Genomic DNA, 22,864 nt, shown 5'->3' on the forward strand with positions numbered 1-22,864 from the left:
CCCCGCCGCTCCTTCGCCCTTCTCCCGAGCCTGCCGGGCGGCTCCCGGCCCAGCACCGGCCGGTTCGTCCAGCCCCGGACCCAAGGAGCACCTTTCGTGCGTATCGCCGTGACCGGATCGATAGCGACCGACCACCTGATGGTGTTCCCCGGCCGCTTCGCCGAGCAGTTGATCGAGGGCCAACTGGAGCGGGTCTCCCTGTCGTTCCTCGCCGACCAGTTGAAGGTGCACCGCGGCGGTGTCGCCGCCAACATCACCTTCGGCCTCGGCCTGCTGGGCCTGAACCCGCTCCTGGTGGGCGCGGCGGGCATGGACTTCGCCGAGTACGGCACCTGGCTGAAGGCCAACGGCGTCGACACCTCCGCGGTGCGGGTCAGCGAGACCCTGCACACCGCGCGTTTCGTGTGCACCACCGACCAGGACCAGAACCAGATCGCCACCTTCTACGCCGGGGCCATGGCCGAGGCATCCCGCATCGATCTGGCCGAGACCGCCGCACGCTCCGGCCCGCTCGCGCTCGTCCTGATCGGCGCCGACGACCCCGACGCCATGCAGCGGCACACCGCCGCCGCCCACCGCCAGGGCATCCCCGTGGCAGCCGACCCCTCCCAGCAACTGGCCCGCATCGACCGCGAGCAGGCCCGCCGGCTGGTCGACGGGGCCACCTGGCTGTTCACCAACGAATACGAATCGGCGCTGCTGCGCGAACGCACCGGCTGGAGCGAGGACGACCTCCTCGCCCGGGTCGGCACCTGGATCACCACCCTGGGCGCGGGCGGGGTGTCCCTGGCCCGCGCCGGCGAGCCCCGGCTGCTCGTACCGGCCGTGCCCGCGGAGAAGATCGCCGACCCCACGGGCGCGGGCGACGCCTTCCGGGCCGGTTTCCTCGCCGGCGTGCTCTGGCAGCGGTCGCCCGCACAGGCCGCCCGGCTCGGCTGCGCGCTGGCCACCACCGTGCTGGAGTCGGTCGGCACCCAGGAGTACAAGCTCCTGGCCACGGACCTGATCGCACGCATCGGCCGCACCTACGGCAACGACGCGGCCCGCGCCCTGGAACCCCGGCTGGCGGGCGCGCGGTGAACCCCGGGCACACCGGCCGCTTCGGCACTGCCCGGGCCGAAACCCCCTTTCCGCACCCGGACACCGGGCCCGGAGCCTGCCCGGCCGAGGGCCGCCGCACGCCGGATCACTTCCGCTACTGAGAGAGGCCAGTGACATGACGCCAGAAGCCACGCTGGCTCGGTTTCGCGAATACATGGTGGGACCGTCCCGGTTCATGACCCTGCTGTCCTGCTTCGAGCTGGGCCTCGTCGACGCACTGCGGGACCGGCCCGGCATGACGGCCGCCGAGCTGGGCGAGGTGGCCGGCGCGAAGCCGGACGCCGTGGAACAGCTCCTGCTGCTGCCGGTCAAGGAAGGCTTCATCGCCCACGACGAGGCCGCCGGCACCTACCGCCTCGACGCACTCGCGGGCGTCGCCGAGAAGGACCTCCAGTCGGCACTCGCCGACCTCGACATGATCAAAGCGGTCACGCTGAGGCAGCTGTTCTACCTCACCCAGAGCGTGCGGACCGGCACGACCGCCGGCCTGAAGGAGCTGTACGGCTTCGACGGCGACCTGTACAGCGCACTGGCCGAGCTGCCGGAGCTGCGCGAGCCGTGGGCGAAGCTGATGAACACCGTCACCGCCCACGTCGACCCCTGGTTCTTCTCCCAGATCGACATCCCGGCCGGAGCCCGGGTCCTCGACCTCGCGGGGAACACCGGCCTCGGCGCCGTCAACACGCTCAGGCTGGCGAACTCCTCCGGGCTCCGGGTGACCACCTTCGATCTGCCCGAGAAACAAGAGGAATGCCTGCGGAACTTCCGGACCCACGGCGTCGAGGAACAATGCTCGTTCATCGGCGGTGACGTCTTCGAAGAAGTCCCCAGGGGATTCGACGTCGTCCTCATCAAGCACTTCCTGCCCATGTTCGACAAGAGTGACGTCTTCCGGATCCTCGAAGGCGTCCACAAGTCGCTGGAAGCCGGCGGCGAGATCCACGCCCTGGTTCCGGTGTTTCCCGAGAACCTCCGGGACACCGACAACTACACCGTCGACTTCTATCCCAGCTTCTTCGTCGGCTGCACCATGGGGCAGGGCGGCCCGCAGAAACTGTCGACCTGGCAGCGCTGGCTCGAAGAATGCGGATTCAAGGTCACCAAAGCGGTCACCGACGACCCGGACAATCTGCCCCCGCACGCCCTGACCGTCGAGGCCATGCTGTCCGCGACGAAAACCGCCTGACGGGCGGATTCCAGCAGATTTCGAGCGGATGTCGAGTACAACGCATGATCGAAGTGGTGGACGACTGGTACGGTCGCAGAAATCGACCCCTCCAAGGCGAGAGCCCCGGTAAATACCTGATGTCTTCCGTCGCTCTATTTCCCTGTTCCGTCGGGAACGAATGTTGAACCCTGGAGGAAGAATGCCGGAATCAAAGAACGCTGAAGCGGTATATTCGGCCATCGAGGAATCGGCCGGGCTGCTGGACATACCCTGCTCGCGGCAGAAGGTCATGTCCGTCCTGTCCGCGTTCGGCGACGGGGTGTCGGAAGAGTCCGTGATCGTCATGGCCATGGCGGGCGGTGAGCGGCACGGCGGGGACATCGACTACAACTTCACGGTGCCGACCGAGGTGGGAGACCCGTACGAGATCGCCGTGGCCAACGGCTGGATCGAGGCGCTGGACCACCCGATCGCCAACCTGCTCCCGGAGATCGTGGAGTCCAGCCCCGTCACCTTCTACGGTGTCGAAGCCGGTGTCGTCGAGGGCTTCAAGAAGACGTACATCTTCTTCCCGCTGGACAACCTGGGGAAGCTTTCCACGCTTGCCTCGCTGCCGTCCATGCCGCGCAGCGTCGCCGAGCACGCCCGCACCTTCGACGGTCTCAACGGAATGGGCGACCGGATCTCGATCATCGGCATCGACTACATCAAGCGCACCGTCAACGTGTACTTCATGGCCGGAACCCTCGGAGAGAAGTCCGTCCTGTCGCTGCTCGAGGACACAAATCTGCCGGCGCCGACCCCGGATTTCCTGGAGTTCGTCCAGAACTCCTTCTCGATCTACCCCACCTTCACCTACGAGTCCTCGGACATCCACCGGATCTGCTTCTCCTCGGTGAGCCCGGACGACACCGCGTATCCCACCACGCTGCACGAGGAAATCGCCCGGTTCACCAAGAACGCGCCCTACGAGTACGACGGCGCCCGGGTCCTCGTCTACGGCGCCACGATCTCGCGCCGCGAGGAATACCACAAGCTCGGGGTGTACTTCCGCAGGCCGCCCGCCTTCTGGGACAACCTGCCGCTGGCCGCCACCTTCGAGAAGCTCGCCGCCGCTCACCGCGGCGCGTAGCAAAAGAACCGACGACAGACAATCAGGAGGAGAAATGCCCGAAGCGATTGGCGCCGAAGATCGTGATGCTCTGGACACGCTGGGAGGCGTTCTCGGCGAGGCCGGTGTCGAGGCGCTCAACGGGCCGCACGGACAACTGGCCGAGAGCCTTCTGCGCGCGGCCTTCGAGCTGTGGGAGGACCCCAAGGTGCGGCCGAGGCTCCTCGGCCTGCTGCACGCGGCGGTCAACAGCGAGGAAGGCGCGGAGCAGATGCGCCTGTTCCTCGCCAACAAGCTCTTCGCGCAGGTGGGCAAGGCGCTCGGCATCGAGGGCATGGACATCTACCAGGCGGCGGAGACCATCAAGGTCCCGGTGATCCATGTCAACGCGGCGGCAGGGCAGGTCTGGGGTGTGGTGCTGCTGCGCTACGTCGTGAAGCTGGAGCCGATCGCGTCGGCGTCGAGTGAGGAGCTGATCCAGCTGCTCATCCCGACGATCCGGCACTACCTGGGCTGACGGCCGGTCAGGTGATGTGCGTCCCACCGGCAGGACACAGCCGGCTTCCGCCCTGTGATCCTGCCGGCCGCGGACCCCTTCGAGACGACCCTGCGGCCACCGGGCGACACGGCGAACGACCAGGTCAGCGCGGTGTGTCACATCTGTGGGGGTTGCTTCGTCAGTATTCCTGAGAGGCAGACCATCCCGCGTGCCGGCGGGGCTGGCGACCTGCCGGCACTCCTGCATCGCCGGGCCGGTGAGTCGCCTGGGCAGTCGGAGTCCCCCCAGCCGCGGATCATTCGGAGGAACGAGTTAGGTATGAGCAGCGCAGAGAAGGAAGCGCAAGGCGGGAGCGTCCTCGCCGACGCCGATCCGCGGCGGTGGACGGCGCTCGCCGTACTGACGGCGATGCAGTTCATGCTCATGATGGACGTCACCGTCGTGAACATCGCCCTTCCCGAGATGGAAAGGGATCTGGACTTCACCCCCGGGGGTCTCGCCTGGGTGGTCAACGCCTACGTGCTGACCGCGGGCGGTTTCCTGCTGCTGGGCGGGCGGCTCGCCGACATGTACGGCCGCCGCAAGATCTTCATCGCCGGTGTGCTGGTCTTCGGCATCTCCTCGGTCGTGTGCGGTGCCGCGGCCAACTCGGGGATGCTGGTCGGCGGCCGGTTCGTCCAGGGATTCGGTGAGGCGCTGGCCGGTCCGGCCGCGCTGGGCCTGATCCCGGTGCTGTTCCGCAGCGCCAAGGAGCGCACCAAGGCGCTGGGCATCTGGGGCGGCACGTCCGCGGTCGGCGGCGCGGTCGGCTCGGTCGTCGGCGGAGCGCTGACCGACCTGGTGGACTGGCGCTGGATCTTCTTCATCAACGTCCCCGTCGCCGTGTACGCGCTGATCATGGTTCCCCGGGTCATCCCGGAGAGCCGCATGACCCGCGCCTCCGGCAAGAAGATCGACGTGGTCGGCGCCGTCTCCGCCACCGGCGGTCTGGTCGCGATCGTCTACGGCCTGCTGCAGGCCGCCGACGACCCGTGGGGCTCCGTGGACGTGCTGCTCCCGCTGTTCGCCGGAATCGGCCTGCTGATCTTCATGATCGTGTGGGAGGGCCGCATTCCCGACCCGATGATCCCCTTGCGGTTCTTCACCAACCGCACCCGGGTGACCACCAACGCGGTCAGCGTGCTCACCCTCGCGTCCTTCTACACCTACGCCTTCCTGCTGACCCTGTACCTGCAGCAGGTGCTCGACTACTCGCCGATGGAAACCGGCCTGGCCTACATCCCGTTCACCGTCGCCATCGGCATCGGCATGGCCGTCTCGACGACGGTGCTGCCGCGGGTGGGCGTCAAGCCGATCCTGATGATCTCCTTCCTCGGCAGCGGCGGCGGCCTGGTCCTGGCCGCGGAGGGCCTGGCCACCGACGCGTCCTTCGTCAGCGGGATCATGCCGGGCCTGCTCGTGTACGGCTTCTTCAACGCCGTCGGCTTCCCCGCCCTGACCAACGGTGCGCTGCACGAGGTCACCGGCCAGGACGCGGGTCTGGCCTCCGGCATGCAGACCGCCATGCAGCAGGTCGGCGGCTCGCTCGGTCTGGCCACGCTGGTTCCCCTCGCCCTGCGCTACGTCAACGACAAGATCGGCGACGGTGAACTCCCGCAGATCGCGCAGACCGACGGATACGCGCTGGCGCTGCGCGCCGCCGGCGGCGTACTCGTCGTCGCGACCCTGCTCGTCCTGGTGCTGATGGACAAGGTGGACTCCAGGCCGCGTGACGCGGTCGCCGAGGCCACCGAAGGGGCGGCCGCCGCGGAGGAGGAAGAGGCCACAGGCGCCCCCGCCTCCTCGTGACCGACCCCCGCTCCCCGACACCGCACCGCCCCCGGGCATCCGCCCGGGGGCGGGTTTCGTGTGCCGGGCAGACCCCGGCGGCTGCGGCCGTGCACCGGTGAACGCCGGACCGTACGGCCCCCCCGGCCCCGGTGACAGCGCTCTTCCACCGAGCCGGTACCCCGGTTCCCGGTTGTCATCCGGCGGGCACGGCACGGCCGTTCACGCCGGGGGAGCGCACGCCGGGCCGCGGGCCCGGCGCACTGTCCGGCCACCGCCGCCTGCCCGGCCCCGGCGCCCCGGGAGCGTGCCGAGCCGCCCACTTCGTGTCCTCCGCCCGACTGCACGCACCCACTACCCAAGGAGACACCTGTGACCACGGGAGTGACCACCTGGCTCGGCGACGGCGACGAACCGACCGCTTCAGCGCGCCGTACCAGCGGGGACCTGCTGCGGCAGGTGGAGGACCGGCTGCGTTCCTTCCTGTCGGCCGAACACGACGTGTGGGCCGGGGTGGACCAGCGGCCCGCCGCCGCCGTCCAGACGCTGTCCGACATGATCGCCTCGGGCGGCAAGCGCATCCGGCCCACCTTCTGCGTCACCGGCTACCTCAGCGCCGACGGCGACCCGAAGGACGCCGCCGGGGCCGTGGCGGCCGCCGCGGCCCTGGAAATGCTGCACCTGTCCGCCCTCATCCACGACGACGTCCTCGACGACTCCGGCCAGCGGCGCGGCATGCCGACCGTCCACGTCACGCACTCCGCACTCCACGAGAGCCGCAACTGGCAGGGCGAAGCACGCCGCTTCGGCGAGGGCGTGGCCCTGCTCGTCGGCGACCTGGCACTGGTCTACTCGGACGAGCTGATGTCCGGCGCGCCCCCGGCGGCGATGCCGGAATGGCACAAGCTGCGCTCAGAAGTGATGATCGGCCAGTACATGGACGTCACCGCGGCCGCCGAGTTCTCCGTCGATCCCCGCCTGTCCCGCTGGATCGCCCAGATCAAGTCCGGCAGCTACACCATCCACCGCCCCCTGGTCGTCGGCGCGAGCGTCGCCGAACGCACCGATCTCGCCCCGGCCTTCGAGGAGTACGGCCAGGCGGTGGGCGAGGCGTTCCAGCTCCGTGACGACCTGCTGGACGCCTTCGGCGACTCCGCCGACACCGGCAAGCCCGCCGGCCTGGACTTCACCCAGCACAAGATGACACTGCTCCTGGGCTGGGCGATGCAGCGCGACGACCGCATCCACGCCCTGATCACAGAGCCCGGCCACACCCCCGACGAGGTGCGCCGCCGCCTGGTGGACACCGGCGTTCCCCGGGACGTCGAAAAGCACATCGCCGGCCTCGTCGAGCGGGGCTGCAAGGCCATCGCCGACGCGCCCATCGCCCCGGTGTGGCGCAACGAACTGAAGGACCTGGCCATGCGGGTCGCCTACCGCAAGGCGTAACACCGCGCGGTGCCCGCTCGCCCCGCCGGCCGGGGTGCGCGGCTCTCCGCCGGCTGCGCAGCCGCCATAAAGGGCCCCGGGACCAGGCCGTTCATGCCGCGACGGCCCGGGCAGCGCCTGTCCGGTCACATCTGCACCGCGCCGTTCGTCAAAGAAGCAGGGCCGCCCGGTGCGGTCTTCGCACCGCGGACGGTCACCCCCCGGACCGTCCGCGGTACGGCGGCCCCAGCACCACCAGGTCCATGCCGCGCAGTTGCTCCGGATCGGAGATGGCGTCGATCTCGCGGATCTTCCCGCCGGAGATCTCGAAGGTCATCGCACGCAGGCCGCCGTCCTCCTGCTGGGCGAGGATCCCCAGCGACCCGTTGACGAGCGCAAGCCAGGCGACCTGCAGGAACGGCGCGAACGCCGACGCCCCCTTGGCCACCGCCTCGGAACCAAGAGCCACCGGCAGACCGTTGTTGCGGGCCACGGCGTCGGGATCGAGCACCGAGAGCAGCGCATCGAAGTCGCCGTCGCGCGCGGCGGCGAGGAACGCCTGCACCACCTCCCGCTGCTGCGGCGAGGCGGGCTCGGCCGCCGACCGGCCGCCCCGCACCCGGTGCCGCGCGCGGCTGGCCAGTTTCCGGGCCGCGGCCGGGCTGCGCTCCACGATCACCGCCACCTCGTCGAAGGGCACGCCGAACATGTCGTGCAGCACGAACGCCAGCCGTTCGGCGGGATCCAGGGTCTCCAGGACCACCAGCAGCGCCTGTCCCACCGAGTCCGCCAGCAGCGCGTACTCCTCGGGGCCGTCGTCCTCGTAGAACGTGGCCACCGCGGGAACTAGTTCCTCCAGGGAGTCCTCCCGGCGGGCGCGGCGCTGACGCAGCATGTCCAGGCACACCCGGCCCACCACGGTGGTCAGCCAGCCCCGCAGGTTGGTGATCTCGTCGTCGTAGGAACGGCTCAGCCGCAGCCAGCACTCCTGCACCGCGTCTTCGGCCTCGGTCGGCGAGCCGAGCATGCGGTAGGCGACCGACCGCAGGTGCACCCGGTTCTCCTCGAAACGATCCGCCAGCCATTCACTCTCGTTCATCGCCGCTCCTTTTGGGCCCCTGCACCCCGCCCGGGCTGCCGTTCACCGCGCGACGTCCGCACGATCTGGGTGTCCGGCCGGTCAGGAACAGCCGACGACGGCCGGGCGCGGATACGGGCGGTCACGGCTTCGGGAGATCCGCGGAGTGCTCTCACTGCACTGACGAGCGGGAACCCGAGGTTGTGACCGGCGACCGCAACCTTCCAGCCGGACCCCGGCCCCCACCCCTCCCCGGCCCGTTCCCGCAAGCCACGGGCCACCAGGATGCCACCGACGCCGCCCCCGCGCCGCCCGGCCGGGCCGCGTCCCCACCCGCTTTCGAGCCTGACTCCACCCGTGTCCGTGCACGCTGCGGGCGCCGCGGCCGAGGCGCTACGGCCCGGCCCGGGCGCTTTCCGCCGGGGCCGGCCCTGACCGTCAACGCCTCCGTGCGCAACGCTTCGAGCGGGGTGCGAGCAGGTCCCGAGGGCTCCCGCATAGTCTGCGCAGCGGTTCGCCGGAGAACAGTGACGCGGCCATCGAGCACTTTCCGGCCAGGCGTCTCCCCCCGCCCGGGACCAGCAACATCACGGCCGACTGTGCCGCCCGTCCAGCCCGCGACTTCACCGCGCGCTGACCACCTCCACATGCCGCGTCCCCGATCGAAAGGCAGTGCACCATGGCAGACAGAACCGCCGCGCCGGCGACAAGCGGTTCACCGCAGCGCCCGGCCACGCTTCCCTCGCTCACCGGGCTCCGGTTCCTGGCGGCCCTTTTGGTCTTCGTTTACCACACCTCCTATCTCGCCGGCCCGTTGCGGCCGGACTCGCCCATCACCTTCTTCTCCGATCTCGAACTCGCCCAGGACGTGGCCGACGTCTTCCTGCCCGCCGGACGCATCGGCGTGGCCTTCTTCTTCGTACTCAGCGGCTTCGTCCTGGCATGGTCGGCGATACCCGGGGAGCGGGTCACGGCGTTCTACCGCCGCCGCGTACTGAAGATCTTCCCCAACCACATCGTGACCTGGGCGCTGGCCCTGTGGCTGTTCGCCTCGGCCACCCCGGTGGAGGCATGGCTGTCCAACCTCTTCCTGGTGCACACCTTCAGCAACCGGCCCGACATCGCGATGAGCGTCAACTTCCCGTCCTGGTCGCTGTGCGCGGAGGTCCTCTTCTACGCCCTGTTCCCGCTGTTCATCGTCCTGGTGAGGCGCATCTCGGAACGGTGGCTGTGGGCGTGGGCCGGCGCGATGGTCGCCGGGGTGGCGGCCATGGCGGTGGTGACGAAGCAGTTCATGGCCGGCGGTGCCCCCAGCCCGTTCGGTGACCTGACGGCGAACCAGGAGTGGTTCGGCTACGCCTTCCCGCCGCCGCGGCTGTTCGAGTTCGTGCTGGGCATGATCCTCGCCCGCATCGTCGCCGCGGGCATGTGGCCGCGCATCGGCCTGCTGCCCGCAACGGCCCTGTTCTGCCTGGGCTACTGGGCCGCGCTCACCGTCCCGGACCCGTACAACTTCAGCCTCACCACGGTCGTCCCGATCGGCATGATCCTGTGCGCCGCGGCCACCTCCGACCTGCGAGGCGACGACGGTCCGCTCGCCAGGCGGCCCATGGTGTGGCTCGGCAACGTCTCCTTCGCCTTCTATCTCGTCCAGGGCATCGTGATCTTCTACGGCCGGCCCGAGGTGCTGGGGACGCGCACCTACGAAACCCTGCCCGCGCTCGGCATGCTGCTGGTGCTGTTCCTGGCGAACCTGCTGGCGGCCTGGCTGCTGTACAGCCTCGTGGAACAGCCGGTGATGCGCCGATGGAGCCGCAGCAAGAAGCGGCCCGCCCCGGGTGCGGCGCCCGGGACCGCGCAGACGGCGCCCCGGAACAAGGGGCCTGTACCGAGCGGCGAAGTCGTCTGAGACCACCCTTGGGCAACGCGGCACATCGGTTGACGGCCGGGACGTCCACCGGAGCGTCACACGGTGTGCCGCGTTCGAGTACAGATCAAGAAGATCTATACCGGTGCCGGGGAAAGTCGTGGGGAAAGCCGGAATCAAGCCCTCCCCGCCAGGGAGGCCGAAGTCTGACGGTCATCGCCCCCCAAGACCCAGGAGTCGTCTCCATGCTCAACCTCGACTTGTCCAACCGCACCGCGCTGGTCACCGGATCCACCGCCGGCATAGGCAAGGCAACCGCCGCGCAGCTCGCCGTCGCCGGCGCCCGGGTCTACGTCAACGGCCGGACCGAGGAGCGGGTGCAGAGCGCCATCGCAGACATCCGCAAGACCGTCCCCGACGCCGACCTGCGTTCCGCACCCGGCGACGTCGCCACGGTGGAGGGCGTGCAGCAGATCATCGATGCCGTCCCGGACGTCGACGTCCTCGTCAACAACGCCGGCACCGCCGAACTCGGCCAGTTCACCGAGGTGGCGGACGAGAACTGGCAGCACCTGTGGGACCTGAACGTGATGAGCGGCGTGCGGCTGTCGCGCCACTACGTCACCGGGATGGCCGACCGCGGCCGGGGCCGCATCATCTTCGTCAACAGCTCCTCCTCCCTGGACATCCCGGCGGCCATGGTGCACTACGGCGTCACCAAGCTCGCCCAGCTCGGCGTGGCCCGCGGCCTGGCCGAGACCTACCGGGCCAGCGGCGTCACCGTGAACTCCGTGCTTCCCGGCCCCACCCACTCCGAGCTGAACGACCGCTTCTTCGCCTTCCTCCAGCAGCAGCGGCCGGATGCGACGCTGAAGCAGATCGAGGACGACTTCTTCGAGGCGACCCACCCCCACTCGCTGCTCGGCCGCTTCGCCGAGGGGGAGGAGGTGGCGAACCTCATCGTCTACGTGGCCTCCGACCTGTCCACCGCCACCAACGGTGCCGCCCTCCGCGTCGACGGCGGCGTGGTCCGCCACGTCTGACCCCGCTCCCCGGCCTCCCACAGCAGCCGCGCCGCAGCCGGCGGCGACGACGGCAGGCCGCGAACGCTCCTCGGGCGAACCGCCCCGGGCCCCCGGTTGCCGGACCTTCAAGGACCGGCCCCCCGGGGGCCCGCGCTTTTCTCCCGCAGCAGACGGGCCTCTCCCGGCTGTTTCCGCCACCCGTCACAACCGGCCCGGCCGACTCGTCTCAGGTAGTGGAAGTCACGTTCTGAGGTGAGCACTTCTTCAAGCAAGGAGCTGGTTATGAGCGAGCAGACCCCGCAGCAGAAAGTCGCACTGGTCACCGGGGCGAACAAGGGGATCGGCCGTGGGGCTGCCGAGCAACTCGCCGAGCTGGGCATGACGGTGCTGATCGGTGCCAGGGACCCGCAACGCGGGGAGGAAGCCGCCGAGGCGCTGCGTGCGGCGGGAAGAGACGCGCACGCCCTCACCCTCGACGTCACCGACCCGCACACCGTCCAGAACGCCGCGAAGCAGATCGAGGAGCGCTACGGCCACCTCGACGTGCTGATCAACAACGCCGGCATCACCGGCTCCGGGCAGGTATCGCCCGCCGACGCCCATGACCAGATCCCCAGCTCCATCGACCTGGACATGGTCCGCGCGGTGTTCGAGACCAACGTCTTCGGGGTCATCGCGGTCACCAACGCGATGCTTCCGCTGCTGCGGCGCTCGCCGATGCCGCGCATCGTCAACGTCAGCGGCCACCTGGCGTCGCTGACCATCACCAGCGACCCCAACGGCCCCACGGCGAAACTGCTGCCGTCGGCCGCGTACGCGCCGTCGAAGTCCGCGGTGACGGCGCTGACCGTGCAGTACGCCAACGAGCTGCGCAAGGACGGCATCCTGGTCAACGCCGCCGCGCCCGGCTTCGTCGCCACGGACAGCAACGCCCACACCGGGTTCCTCACCGTCGCGCAGGGCGCCGCGGTCCTGGTGCGCCTGGCCACCCTCGGCGAGGACGGGCCGACCGCCGGGTTCTTCAGCGCGGAGGGCCCGGTGCCCTGGTGACGGCTTCGCCCGCGCGGTGAGCCGCGCGCGGGCGGACAGCACGAGGAGAACCGGCACAGGCCGGATTCGCCGTCCCGCCGCGTGGCGCTGACCGGCACGACAGCGCCACGCGGCACCAAGCGGACCGGCACCGCCCGCGTCCGCGGTGCCGCGCAGCCGCGGCGGGCCGGCGGCGAGCACCGCGAAGGCCGGCGGCCCGGCGGGGCCGGCGGCCGAAGAAGCGGCGGAGCAGGACATCCCCGCCGCTGACATGCCGGCGCCGCTGCGGGCGGCCGATCGCTTGGCGCTTGTGCGTTGCCGGCCGTCGCACCGGCCGGGCCGTCCTTCGGGCGCGATGCCGCGGCACCCCCCATGCACCGTCGCCGCCCCGGCACCAGCGGCGAGGGTGCGGCCGCGGTGTGACATCGGGGAAAGACGTGCGCTGCCGTGGCCGTACGCCGTCCGTGACGCGGCCAGGGAGATCCGGGGCGTGGTCGGGGACCGCCGGCCCGGGCGAGCGCGCGAGGGACGACCGGGGGGATACATGTACGACAACGATGAACAGCGCTGGCGCGCGGTCCGGGAACGGGACAGGGCAGCGGACGGACGGTTCTACTACGCGGTGAGGACCACCGGCATCTACAGCCGGCCCTCGTGCACGGCGCGGCTGGCCCGGCGGGAGAACGTGGAGTTCCACGTATCGCTGGAGGAACTGCACACCCGCGGCTACCGGCCCTGCCGCCGCTGCCGTCCGGGCGAGCGGGAACTGGACCGCTCCCACGCCGACGTCGTGGCTCACACCTGCCTGCTGATGAACGAGGCGGTGGCGCCGCCGAACTGGGACGAGATGGCGCAGAGCATCGGCTACAGCCGCTTCCACTTACACCGCCTGTTCAAGTCGCTGACGGGAGTGACGCCGTACACCTACTGGGCGGCGGTGCGGGCGCGGCGGGTGCGGGAACGGCTGATCCGGGCGCGGACCGTCTCCGAGGCGATCTACCAGGCGGGCTTCACCACCAACGGCCAGTTCTACTCCGCCGTCCCGGCGATACTGGGCATGACCCCCCAGGCGTTTCGCGCCGGCGGAGCGGGCGTGGAGATCCGCTCGGCCGCGGGCGTCGCCGAGGCCGGGCCGGTGCTGGTGGCCGTGGCGGACAAAGGCGTATGCGCGGTCCTGGAGGGCACGGAGAGCGCATCACGTGCACGCCTTGCCGAACTCTTCCCGCACGCGCGGCACCTCGCGGGCGACCCGCGGTTACACGCACAGGTCGCGCGGGTACTGACACGCCCCGCGGCCCTGGATCCGGGCGCGCTGCTGCTGCCGCCGGAAGTCCGCAGAGCCTGCCACCACGAACGGATCCGCCAGTCGCTCCAGACCCGCCTCTACCCCAGACCGGACCCGGCCAGGCGGCAAGAAGGGCGGACCCGCCCCCCGGCCGTCGGCCGTCCCAAAGGCCCGAGTACAAGCGCAACTTTCTGAGTGCCAGCGGACTGAAGAGATCCATAGCGTGGCGGCACCCATTCGTCAGACTTAGGGGGCGGAACGATGGCACGTAAGGATCAAGGCATTCACAGACGGAACTTCCTGGCCGGAGGCGCGGCTGCCGGGGGAGCCGCGTTCGTGACGGGAACGGCCCTGGCCCCGCCGGCCGCGGCTGCCGAGACCGCGGCGGAGCCGATCACCACGGTGACACCCGCCGACAAGCGGTACCAGGACATGGTCCGCGGCTACAACCAGCGCTGGACCGCCACACCCGAGAAGGTCTGCCTCGCCGAGACCACCGAGCAGGTCCGCACCGTCGTCCAGAAGGCCGTGCTGGACGGCAAGCGCCTGACGGTGCGCAGCGGCGGCCACTGCCACGAGGACTGGGTCTACAACTCCGACGTCAACGTCATCCTCGACATGTCGAAGATGAACAAGGTCTACTTCGACTCCAAGAAGAACGCCATCTGCGTCGAGGCCGGCTCGCAGTTGCTCAACGTCTACGAGCGCATGTACCGCTCCTGGGGCGTCACGATCCCCGCGGGCATCTGCTTCCAGGTCGGCGCCGGCGGCCACGTCAGCGGCGGCGGCTGGGGCCTGCTGTGCCGTCAGCTCGGTCTGGTGGTGGACCACCTCTACGGCGTCGAGGTGGTGTCGGTCGGCGCCGACGGCACCGCGAAGGCCATCGTGGCGACCCGCGAGCAGTCCGACCCCGACCGTGACCTGTGGTGGGCCCACGCGGGCGGCGGCGGCGGCAACTTCGGCGTGATCACCCGCTTCTGGTTCCGTTCCCCCGGCGCGACCGGCACCGACCCCGCCAAGCTGCTCCCGCAGCCGCCGGCCGAGGTGTTCGTGCACGCCGTGTCCTGGCCGTGGGCCGAGATGACCAAGGACCGCTTCCAGCGCCTGGTGCAGAACTGGGGCGACTGGCACGCCAAGAACCTCAAGCCCGGCACCGTCAACGACCACCTGTTCAGCGCGCTGTGGCTGAACCACAAGTCCGGCGGCTACGTCGGCATGGTCACCCAGCTCGACGCGACCGTCCCGGACGCGCGCGAGATGCTGGACGACTTCCTGGCCACCGTGACCGCCGGCGTGGAAGTGGCCCACGAGCCGATGACCACCCACATGGGCGAGATGGCCGCCATGGCCGACCTCGGCGAGCCGCGCCGCATGCCGTGGTTCCAGGCCGCCCGCTACGCCGGGACCACCAACCCGACGCTGAACGACCCCAGCCTCAAGAGCGACAACAAGTCCTCGTACTACCGCACCGCCATACCGGCGGACCAGATCGACACGATCTACGAGCACCTGACCCGCGACGACCTGGTCAACCCCACCGCCAACGTGCAGTTGAGCTCCTTCGGCGGGCAGGTCGCCGCCGTCGCGCCGGACGCCACCGCCTTCCCGCACCGCGAGGCCGCGTACAAGGCCGCGTGGTCGATCTGGTGGACCGACCCGGCCGAGGAGGCGATGTCGCTGCGGTGGCTGCGCGAGTTCTACCACAGCCTCTACGCCGACACCGGCGGCGTCCCGGTCATCAACGACGTGACCGACGGCTGCTACGTCAACTACCCGGACATCGACCTGAGCGACCCGCAGTACAACACCTCCGACGTGTCCTGGCAGGAGCTGTACTACAAGGACAACTACGCCAAGCTCCAGCAGATCAAGAAGAAGTACGACCCGCGTGACTTCTTCCACCACAGCCAGTCCATCAAGCTCCCCGCCACATAAGCGGGGACAAGGACCCGGCCGGAACCGGCCGGTGGCACCACGCCGCCGGCCGGTTCCGCACGACCGGCCCCCGGCCCCTCCTGCCCGGCCCGCGCCGGCGGGCACCGGGCCGCGGGCCGCTTCTGACGCATCACACCGGACCCCCAGCCCTCTCGCCGCGTCCTCCGGCACGCGCTCTACCGGCTGATAAAGTGCGTGGATCACTTGGAAGACGCTTCGCCCAGGCGATCTGCGTGAGGGGAACGGCGTGCTCGCGGTGGATGTCCGGCAGGCGCTGCGCGCCGGCCGGAGCGTCGAGGAACCACCCGCCCGGGGACGGCGCCACCGCGCGCGGACCGTCGCCCACCCAGACGGCTTCCTGCCCACCCCCGCCGGCGGCGGGGTGAGCCCCGGCACCTTCCAGGTCCCCACCGGCGACCCCCGCCCCGGCAGGCCGCTTCCGGCGGGCCCCGTGCCGCCGCCCCCCGCCGCCCCCGGCCGGCAGCCCCGCGCGTATCCTCACCGGCCGGCACCCGCGGGAACTCCCGGACACCGCCGCGACAACCGGCTGGGGCCGGCGGGCGGGAGGGAAGGAGGGAGAGACCGCCGCCATGCCGTCTGAAGACGACGACCCGGTGGACGCCCTGCTGCGCTGCGGCCCGCGCCGGCTTGACCTCCCCCCGCCCGCAGAGCGGGAGCGGCTGCGCACCGCCTACGGCCTGACCCGCGCCGAGGTCGCCGAGGCGTTGTCCGTGGCCCGCTCCACGGTGGCCGGCTGGGAGAGCGGCCGCAGCGAGCCCAAGGGCGCCACCCGCGCCGCATACACCAGGCTTCTGCAGGGCATGGCCGACCAGTTGACCGCCCAGGACACCGGCCCCGGCCCTGCGGCAGCACCCTCCACGGCGCCGGAGACCCCACCGTCTGCGGCCGCCGCCTCCCCGGCGGCAGGAAACGCAGGAAGCACCGCCTTTCCGGCACGGCAGCAGGCCACGGCGGGGCAGCGCTATCCGGCGGGACCGCTGGCCGTACTGGACGGTGACGGCCTGGCCCACCTCGCCGACGGCCGCACCCTGCCCTGCCCCGCCGGGTCGATCGCGGAACTGGTCGAGTGGGCCCTGCGGATGGGGCTGGGCGCCGAGCGGCTGCACCGCCACGGCCAGGACGCCGACCCGCTGGTCGTGCTCACCGAAGCCGCCGCCGGGCGGTTCGGCCTGCCGCCCCGGCTGGACAACCGCGCCTTCGACGACGGGATGCGCCTGGCGGACGACCACCCGGTGGTACGCGAGATCCTCGCCGCCGGCTGGAAGCTGACCCGCCGTGGCTTCGGCCCCTGGCCGAGGATCTACCGCCCCGCCGAACACGGCCGCCGCCGCTGCGTGCAACTCGCCGTCCTGGGCTGGGAGGCACTGGAAGACCGCGCCTGGCCCGGCGCCGGGCAGTGCACGCCCGGCGAGCTGGCGCGGGTGCTCGGCACCTACGCGGCCCGGGTCATCACCCCCCGCGGCTCCACCGCGGTGACCGGCCTGGAGCTGATGACCGCACTGCGCCCGCCCACCCGCCCGGTCCGCGGCGCCACCGGCTGGACCTCCGGCCCCGTACCCGGATCCCTCACCGCCCCGGTCGACCCCGCCCCGCCGGAGGCCCCGGAGGAACACCCGGTCGCCCAAGGCCGCAAGAGCGGGCAGGAGCTGGACGAGGAAGCCTACGACTGGGTACGCCCCGGCGGCTTCACCGACGCCGAGTGCGAACTGCCGTACGTGATCGGCCTGGACGTCAACATGGCGTTCGCCGCGGCGGCGAACCGGCTGACCGTCGGTCTGTCCGCCCCGGTGCACACCGACGGCCCCCGCTTCGACAAGAAGGTCCCCGGCTCCTGGTACGTCGACCTCTCCCACATCGAGCTGGACCCCCGGCTGCCGTCGCCGTTCACACCCACCGGCGAACGCCCCACCGGCCCGGCCTGGTACACCACCCCCACCGTCGCCTACGCCGCCGAACTCGGCCACCCCATCGCACCGCTGGAAGCGTGGCTGCGGCCGGAGGCGGGCGCGTACCTGGACCCGTGGTACGAACGGCTCCGCGACGCCTACCTGGCGACGATGGCCGACCTCGGCGTGACGAAGAACCTCACCGAAGCCGACTACCTCCAGGCGATGGCCGGCCACAAGAACACCGACCCGGCAGCCGCGGCTGTCCTCACCGCGATCAAAGCGACCGTCAAGGGCGGCATCGGCAAGCTCCGCGAACGCGCCCAGGGCAAGGCCAGATTCCGTACGGATCAGCGGTGGGCGGCACTGGAACGCCCGACATGGCGGCCGGACATCCGCGCCGCGGTCATCGCCACCGCCCGGATCAACATGCACCGCAAGATGCTCAAGATGGCCGCCCACGGCCGGTACCCGGTCGCGGTGCTCTCCGACTGCGTCGTCTACCCCGCCCCCACCACCTCGCCGCTGCACCTGCTGCCCCGCACCCCCGACGGCACACCGGCCCCCGGCGTCTTCCGCCTCGGCGTCAGCCCCGGCATGACCAAGGTGGAGGGCGTACGCGACCTGTGGTGGGCCGCCGAGATCATCGAACAGCACTACAACCCGGCCCGCCACATCAAGGACGACCCCACCCGCGACGGGCAGGAATAACCGATGGTGACGATCGGCGAATCCCTCGAAGCAGCCCTGCAGGCCACCGCCACCCGCCCCATCCCCGCCGGCCCGCAGGCACGCATGCGCTTCCTCGTACGCGCCGAGAAGGGCTCCACCCGCCGCGCCGCGCAACGCCTCGGCTGCTCCCAGCGCCAGGTCGAGCGCTACCTCGCCGGACAGGCCACACGGCCCACCCCGCGCCTGGCGGCAGCGCTGGAGCGCGAGGTCCGCAGGAGCTGGCAGCCCCGGGTGCGTATCCGCGCGATCCGGCAGGCGGCCCGGCGCGGCGCCATCGTGGAGACCCGCGCCCGCTTCGGCTTCACCGCCGCCCCCGGCTCGACCGACGACCCCCGCATGCGCCGCATCACCGAACAGCTCCCGCCCGACATCACCGCCCGGCTCCTGGACCGGCACGCCGCCGGCGCCGGCGAGGCGGAGCTGCGGGACATCCTCGCCTCGGGCCTCGGGCACGCCTACTTCCAGGACCGAGGCCGCCGCGCGGCCGGCCTGGAGGTGACCGTCACCGACATCGACCACCTCGACGTCGACCTCACCTGAGACACCAGCCCCCTTCGGGGACACGCCGGCGCACCCGCGCAGGACCCGCGAGTCGACCTCCCGGCCACCGCCCCCTCCCGCCGGCACCCTCCGGCTTTTCCGTAGCCACAGGCAGACTCCGTTCCCGAGCCCGGAGGCGGTTTTCACGGGAGCTGCCCCGCGGAGACGGCGGCTCGTTCGGGGGGCTCGCCCGGGCCGTCCGGGCGACGCGCCGTACGGCGTCTTCGGGCGTGCCTGCGGTTTGCCCCATCCTTCTTGGGTACCGACCCTCAGCAACACCGTCCCAGGGAGGCGGGAAGCGACCATGCCCGTCGAGAGCGTGACCCTCCAGACCGCCGGCACGCGGCTGACCGGCGACCTCGCGGTGCCCGACGAGGCCGCGGGCCTGGTGCTGTTCGCCCACGGCAGCGGCAGTTCGCGGCACAGCCCGCGCAACCAGGCCGTCGCCGCCCAGTTGAACGACCGCGGGTTCGGCACCCTGCTCCTGGACCTGCTCACGCCGGATGAGGACCAGACCGATGCGGTCACCCGCGAGCACCGTTTCGACATCCCCCTGCTGGCCCGCCGCCTCAGCGGCGCCGCCGACTGGCTCGCGGCCCGCGCCACCGATCTGCCCATCGGGCTCTTCGGCGCCAGCACGGGCGCCGCGGCGGCCCTGATCACCGCGGCCGAGCGGCCCGAGCTGGTACGGGCCGTGGTCTCCCGCGGTGGCCGCCCCGACCTCGCGGCCGGCGCGCTCGCCGACGTACGGGCACCGGTGCTGCTGCTCGTCGGCGGCCGGGACGACGCCGTGATCAAGCTCAACGAGGAGGCGGCGCGCCAGCTCACCGCACCGCACGAACTGCGCGTGATCCCCGGCGCGACGCACCTGTTCCCGGAACCGGGCGCCCTGGAGGAGGTCGGCGACGCGGCGGGGGAGTGGTTCACGCGGATGGCCCGGGCCGGCTGACGTGCATGACGGCGATCCCGGCCGGTGCAGATAGGCCGGCTCGCCCACGTGGCTCATCACCCAGGTGCAGCCTTCGCACAGCTCGGCGGCCGGCCGGGCCACCGCTGGGCGCGTGTTCCGGGGCGGAAGCCGCCGCTTGGTACAGGTGACCGCTCCCCACCCTCAGTCCTCGAGACGGCGACGATCCTCCTCATCCCACTTGCGGGTATCCCGCGGCTGGACGTACGGCTCCTTCCCGGCCGGGTGACCGCCTGCGACGGCGCGCTGGCGGGCCAGCTCCGCGTCGAACTCCAGGCCGAGCAGGATCGCCAGATTCGTGATCCACAGCCAGACCAGGAAGATGATCACGCCGGCGAAGGTGCCGTAGGTCTTGTTGTAGGAGCCGAAGTTCGCCACGTACACCGCGAACCCGGCCGAGGCGATCATCCAGATCAGCAGCGCCAGGAAGCTGCCCGGGGTGATCCAGCGGAAACCGCGCACCCGCGCGTTGGGCGTGGCCCGGTACAGGATCGCGATCATGAGTGTGACCAGGAGGACCAGCACCGGCCACTTCACGATCGACCACACCGTCAAGAAGGTGTCCCCGATCCCCAGCGCGGTGCCGACCTGGCGGGCGATGCCGCCGGTGAACACCACGATCACCGCGCTGGCCACCGCGAGGACCATCAGCACCACCGTCACGCCCACGCGGACCGGCAGCACCTTCCACACCGGGCGGCCCTCGGGGACGTCGTAGACCGCGTTCGCGGTGCGGATGAACGCGGCGACATACCCGGACGCCGACCACACCGCGAGCGCCAGACCCACGATCGCCAGGACGGAACCGAGCCCGGCGTTGCCCTGCATCTGCCTGACCACGTTGCTGAGGACGTCCCGCGCCGCGCCCGGGGCGAGCTTTTGGATGTTGTCCAGTACCTGCTGCGACGCAGACCGCCCGACAACGCCGAGCAGCGAGATCAACGCCAGCAGGGCCGGGAACAGCGCCAGGATCCCGTAGTAGGTCAGCGCCGCCGACCGGTCGGTCAGCTCGTCCTTCTTGAACTCCTTCACGGTGCCTTTCAGCGCCGCTCCCCAGGAGCGCTTGGGCAGGCCCGCCAACGTGTCCGGCGCCTGCTGCTCCACCTGCTCATCCGGGCCGGTCTCGGCGTGTCCGCCGTGCCTTCTGTGCCGTTTCAAAGTCCGCACCATGGTGTACGGGTAGCCGGGCGGGCACACCTCACACCCGCATTCGCGACAAACTGAAAATTTCTGTCGGTTCCGGCTAAAAAGTGATGGTCGCGGCCGGGGTCCTGTCGATCCCGGGGGAGCGCCGCCCTCAGCGGTACTGAGCCGAACGGGTGACGGGCCGGGCCCCTCACGGCATCGAGGCACCCCCTGGCCAGGGCCGGGGCCTGGTGCCAACGCCCTGGCGAGTCAGTCCTGCCCGGCGTCCCCCAGGCTGCGGGCCAGCAGCAACGTGACGTCGTCGGCGGGAGTGCTGACGGGCAGTGTGCCGATGACCGCCGCGCAGAGTTCCTCCAGCGGCGACGAAGCTCCCCGGCCCAGTGCGTCGCTCACCCGCGCCATCCCGACGTCGATGTCCTGGTGCCGGTCTTCGACCAGTCCGTCGGTGTAGAAGGCGATCACGCTGCCTTCGGGAAGCTCGATGTCACCGGATTCGTACGGGAACATGCCGACACCCAGTTGGGTGCCGTGCGGCAGCTCCGGGAAGGTGACCTCACCGCCCGGGTGATGGACGGCGGGCGGTGGGTGCCCGGCCAGCGCCACCGTGCACGTGTGGGTGGCGGGGTCGTACACCGCGTAGGCACAGGTGGCTCCCATCGACGGATGCGCCGGTCCGCCTGCTCCGTCCCCGCCGGCGGCCTCGGCTTCGTCCTGGACCAGCCGGATGAACGTCCGGTCCAGTCTCGTCAGCAGCTCGGCCGGCGGCAGGTCCAGGTCGGAGAGTGTCCGGATGGCCGTGCGGAGCTGGCCCATGGTGGCCGCGGCGTTGATGCCGTGCCCGACCACGTCACCGACGACGAGGGCGAGGCGGCCCCGGGGCAGGCCGATGACGTCGAAGAAGTCCCCGCCGATCCGGTACTCGGCGTCTGCGGGGAGGTAGCGGGCGGCCACCTCCATGGCCTCTTTGCCGTCCACCCGGCGCGGCAGCAGGCTGTGCTGCAAAACGAGGGCGGCGGTCCGCTCACGGGTGTACCGGCGGGCGTTGTCCAGGCTCAGCGCGGCCCGCAACACCAGTTCCTCGGCCAGCAACCGGTCGCTCTCGTCGAAGGGCGCCGGATTCCTGGTCCGCACGAAAACGGCCACGCCCAGCAGGACCCCACGGGCATGGACCGGGAGAATCAGCAGGGAGTGCATGCCGTACTCGCGTATCTTCTCGGCGCGTGCCGGGTCGCTCTCCAGCCAGGTGTCGTGGTGGGCGTCGATGGACGGCTGCAGCAGCGGGCGGCCCGTGGAGAGGACCTTCATGAAGGGCGAGGTCTTTGGCACGTAGACCACCTCGCCGTTCTCCCACAGCGACTCCGGGGTGCCCGTGTGGATCGACGCCTGCCCGGCCCGCCGGAAGGTGGGGACGCGTCCTTGGGACGGTCCCAGCCGCTCCAGCGGCTCCTCACCCAGCCGCACCGCCTCCGTCAGGTCGACGGTCACGTAGTCGGCGACCAACGGCACCGTGAAGTCCGCCAGCTCCTGCGCTGTACGCATGACATCCAGCGTGGTCCCGACCCGGGCACCGGCCTCGCTCACCACAGCCAGCCGGTCCCCGACGAATCGCCGCTCGCCGACGGCCACGACCAGCATGCACACCCCCACGTGCCGCCCGTCGGCGTCGTCCAGCCGCACGAAAGACGCGGAGAACGCATCATCGCGCCGCCGGCCCTCAGCGGCCGGAACACGGTACTCACGCCCCGTGACGCCACCGCCCGTGGCCAGCTCGCGCCTGATGACCGCCTCCATGCCGGCGGCATCGCCCGCCAGCGCCTCCCGCGGCGGGCGCCCCAGACGGCGATCCGGGGAGATCCCGTCGTAGCCCGTAAGTGCCTCGTTGCTCCAGACACAGCGCAGGCCGGTGTCCCAGACGGCGATCCCCAGCATCGAATGACGCAGCAGCCCCTCCAGCACCGACCCTGCGACCTCCCCCGGGCCGGGGGTCGCAGCGCCCGTGCCAGGTGCTCCGGTGTTCGGTTCCGTGGCTCCCATAGGCACCGGCCCTCAAACGCTCAGGCTCTCGCCCTTCCCCGCCCCCGCACGACAATGACGACGCATACTACGCCTACACGAAATAACCACCCGAAATTCCCGATCCGCGCCACCGCGCCGCCCCGCTCCAGCCCGGCACGCCGGCCCCCGCGACCAGAGCCCCCAGACGGCCCGCCACCACTACC

The 22,864-nt window shown here is 71.1% G+C and carries 17 protein-coding genes; 14 read left to right on the forward strand and 3 right to left on the reverse strand.

All coding sequences use genetic code 11. The annotated features are described in order from the left end of the window. Positions 1–96: 96 nt before the first annotated feature. The 6 genes from I003_RS0126340 to I003_RS0126365 all read left to right on the forward strand — a co-directional run bounded on the left by I003_RS0126340 (position 97) and on the right by I003_RS0126365 (position 7,155). Positions 97–1,080: a carbohydrate kinase family protein gene (locus tag I003_RS0126340; protein ID WP_027774244.1), complete on the forward strand. Its 984-nt coding sequence runs from the start codon at positions 97–99 to the stop codon at positions 1,078–1,080. A gap of 175 nt (positions 1,081–1,255) precedes the next feature. After that, positions 1,256–2,287 (forward strand): methyltransferase, encoded by a 1,032-nt coding sequence (locus tag I003_RS0126345; protein ID WP_027774245.1) that lies wholly within the window; start codon positions 1,256–1,258, stop codon positions 2,285–2,287. A gap of 181 nt (positions 2,288–2,468) precedes the next feature. After that, positions 2,469–3,401: an aromatic prenyltransferase gene (locus I003_RS33280; protein WP_051368494.1), complete on the forward strand. Its 933-nt coding sequence runs from the start codon at positions 2,469–2,471 to the stop codon at positions 3,399–3,401. 34 nt (positions 3,402–3,435) lie between these two features. Beyond that, a complete protein-coding gene (locus I003_RS33285; RefSeq protein ID WP_051368496.1) occupies positions 3,436–3,897 on the forward strand; it encodes a TetR/AcrR family transcriptional regulator in 462 nt (153 codons plus the stop codon). Between the two features lie 300 nt (positions 3,898–4,197). Further along, positions 4,198–5,727: a DHA2 family efflux MFS transporter permease subunit gene (locus I003_RS0126360; RefSeq protein ID WP_027774246.1), complete on the forward strand. Its 1,530-nt coding sequence runs from the start codon at positions 4,198–4,200 to the stop codon at positions 5,725–5,727. 351 nt (positions 5,728–6,078) lie between these two features. Beyond that, a complete protein-coding gene (locus tag I003_RS0126365; RefSeq protein WP_486584393.1) occupies positions 6,079–7,155 on the forward strand; it encodes a polyprenyl synthetase family protein in 1,077 nt (358 codons plus the stop codon). A gap of 193 nt (positions 7,156–7,348) precedes the next feature. Here the strand turns inward: I003_RS0126365 and I003_RS0126370 are convergent, their stop codons facing one another. Further along, positions 7,349–8,233, reverse strand: a complete 885-nt coding sequence (locus I003_RS0126370) for a sigma-70 family RNA polymerase sigma factor (RefSeq protein ID WP_027774248.1) — start codon at positions 8,231–8,233, stop codon at positions 7,349–7,351. A 658-nt stretch (positions 8,234–8,891) separates the two neighbouring features. Between I003_RS0126370 and I003_RS33290 the strand changes: the two genes are divergently transcribed. From I003_RS33290 to I003_RS0126410, 8 genes are all read left to right on the forward strand, one after another. Then, the gene (locus tag I003_RS33290) at positions 8,892–10,121 is read left to right on the forward strand and encodes an acyltransferase family protein (RefSeq protein ID WP_078564385.1); all 1,230 of its coding nucleotides are present in this window, start codon (positions 8,892–8,894) and stop codon (positions 10,119–10,121) included. A gap of 203 nt (positions 10,122–10,324) precedes the next feature. Continuing rightward, a complete protein-coding gene (locus tag I003_RS0126380) occupies positions 10,325–11,122 on the forward strand; it encodes an SDR family NAD(P)-dependent oxidoreductase (RefSeq protein ID WP_037721782.1) in 798 nt (265 codons plus the stop codon). Positions 11,123–11,386: 264 nt separating this feature from the next. Beyond that, complete coding sequence (locus I003_RS0126385; protein WP_027774250.1) at positions 11,387–12,154, forward strand: SDR family NAD(P)-dependent oxidoreductase; 768 nt, start codon at positions 11,387–11,389, stop codon at positions 12,152–12,154. 523 nt (positions 12,155–12,677) lie between these two features. Next, complete coding sequence (locus tag I003_RS33295) at positions 12,678–13,613, forward strand: Ada metal-binding domain-containing protein (RefSeq protein WP_051368497.1); 936 nt, start codon at positions 12,678–12,680, stop codon at positions 13,611–13,613. A gap of 141 nt (positions 13,614–13,754) precedes the next feature. Continuing rightward, on the forward strand, positions 13,755–15,353 hold the full coding sequence (locus I003_RS0126395; RefSeq protein WP_486584394.1) for an FAD-binding oxidoreductase: 1,599 nt from the start codon (positions 13,755–13,757) through the stop codon (positions 15,351–15,353). A gap of 590 nt (positions 15,354–15,943) precedes the next feature. Further along, on the forward strand, positions 15,944–17,971 hold the full coding sequence (gene tap / locus I003_RS33300; protein WP_027774252.1) for a telomere-associated protein Tap: 2,028 nt from the start codon (positions 15,944–15,946) through the stop codon (positions 17,969–17,971). A gap of 3 nt (positions 17,972–17,974) precedes the next feature. Then, positions 17,975–18,532: a telomere-protecting terminal protein Tpg gene (gene tpg / locus I003_RS0126405; protein WP_027774253.1), complete on the forward strand. Its 558-nt coding sequence runs from the start codon at positions 17,975–17,977 to the stop codon at positions 18,530–18,532. Between the two features lie 304 nt (positions 18,533–18,836). Next, a complete protein-coding gene (locus I003_RS0126410) occupies positions 18,837–19,481 on the forward strand; it encodes an alpha/beta fold hydrolase (protein ID WP_027774254.1) in 645 nt (214 codons plus the stop codon). 162 nt (positions 19,482–19,643) lie between these two features. Here I003_RS0126410 and I003_RS0126415 read toward each other — a convergent pair whose 3' ends face one another. Both I003_RS0126415 and I003_RS0126420 read right to left on the reverse strand, forming a co-directional pair. Beyond that, positions 19,644–20,669: a YihY/virulence factor BrkB family protein gene (locus tag I003_RS0126415; RefSeq protein WP_037721784.1), complete on the reverse strand. Its 1,026-nt coding sequence runs from the start codon at positions 20,667–20,669 to the stop codon at positions 19,644–19,646. 225 nt (positions 20,670–20,894) lie between these two features. Beyond that, on the reverse strand, positions 20,895–22,601 hold the full coding sequence (locus I003_RS0126420; protein ID WP_027774256.1) for a SpoIIE family protein phosphatase: 1,707 nt from the start codon (positions 22,599–22,601) through the stop codon (positions 20,895–20,897). Positions 22,602–22,864: the final 263 nt, after the last annotated feature.

The organism is Streptomyces sp. CNQ329 (assembly GCF_000482585.1).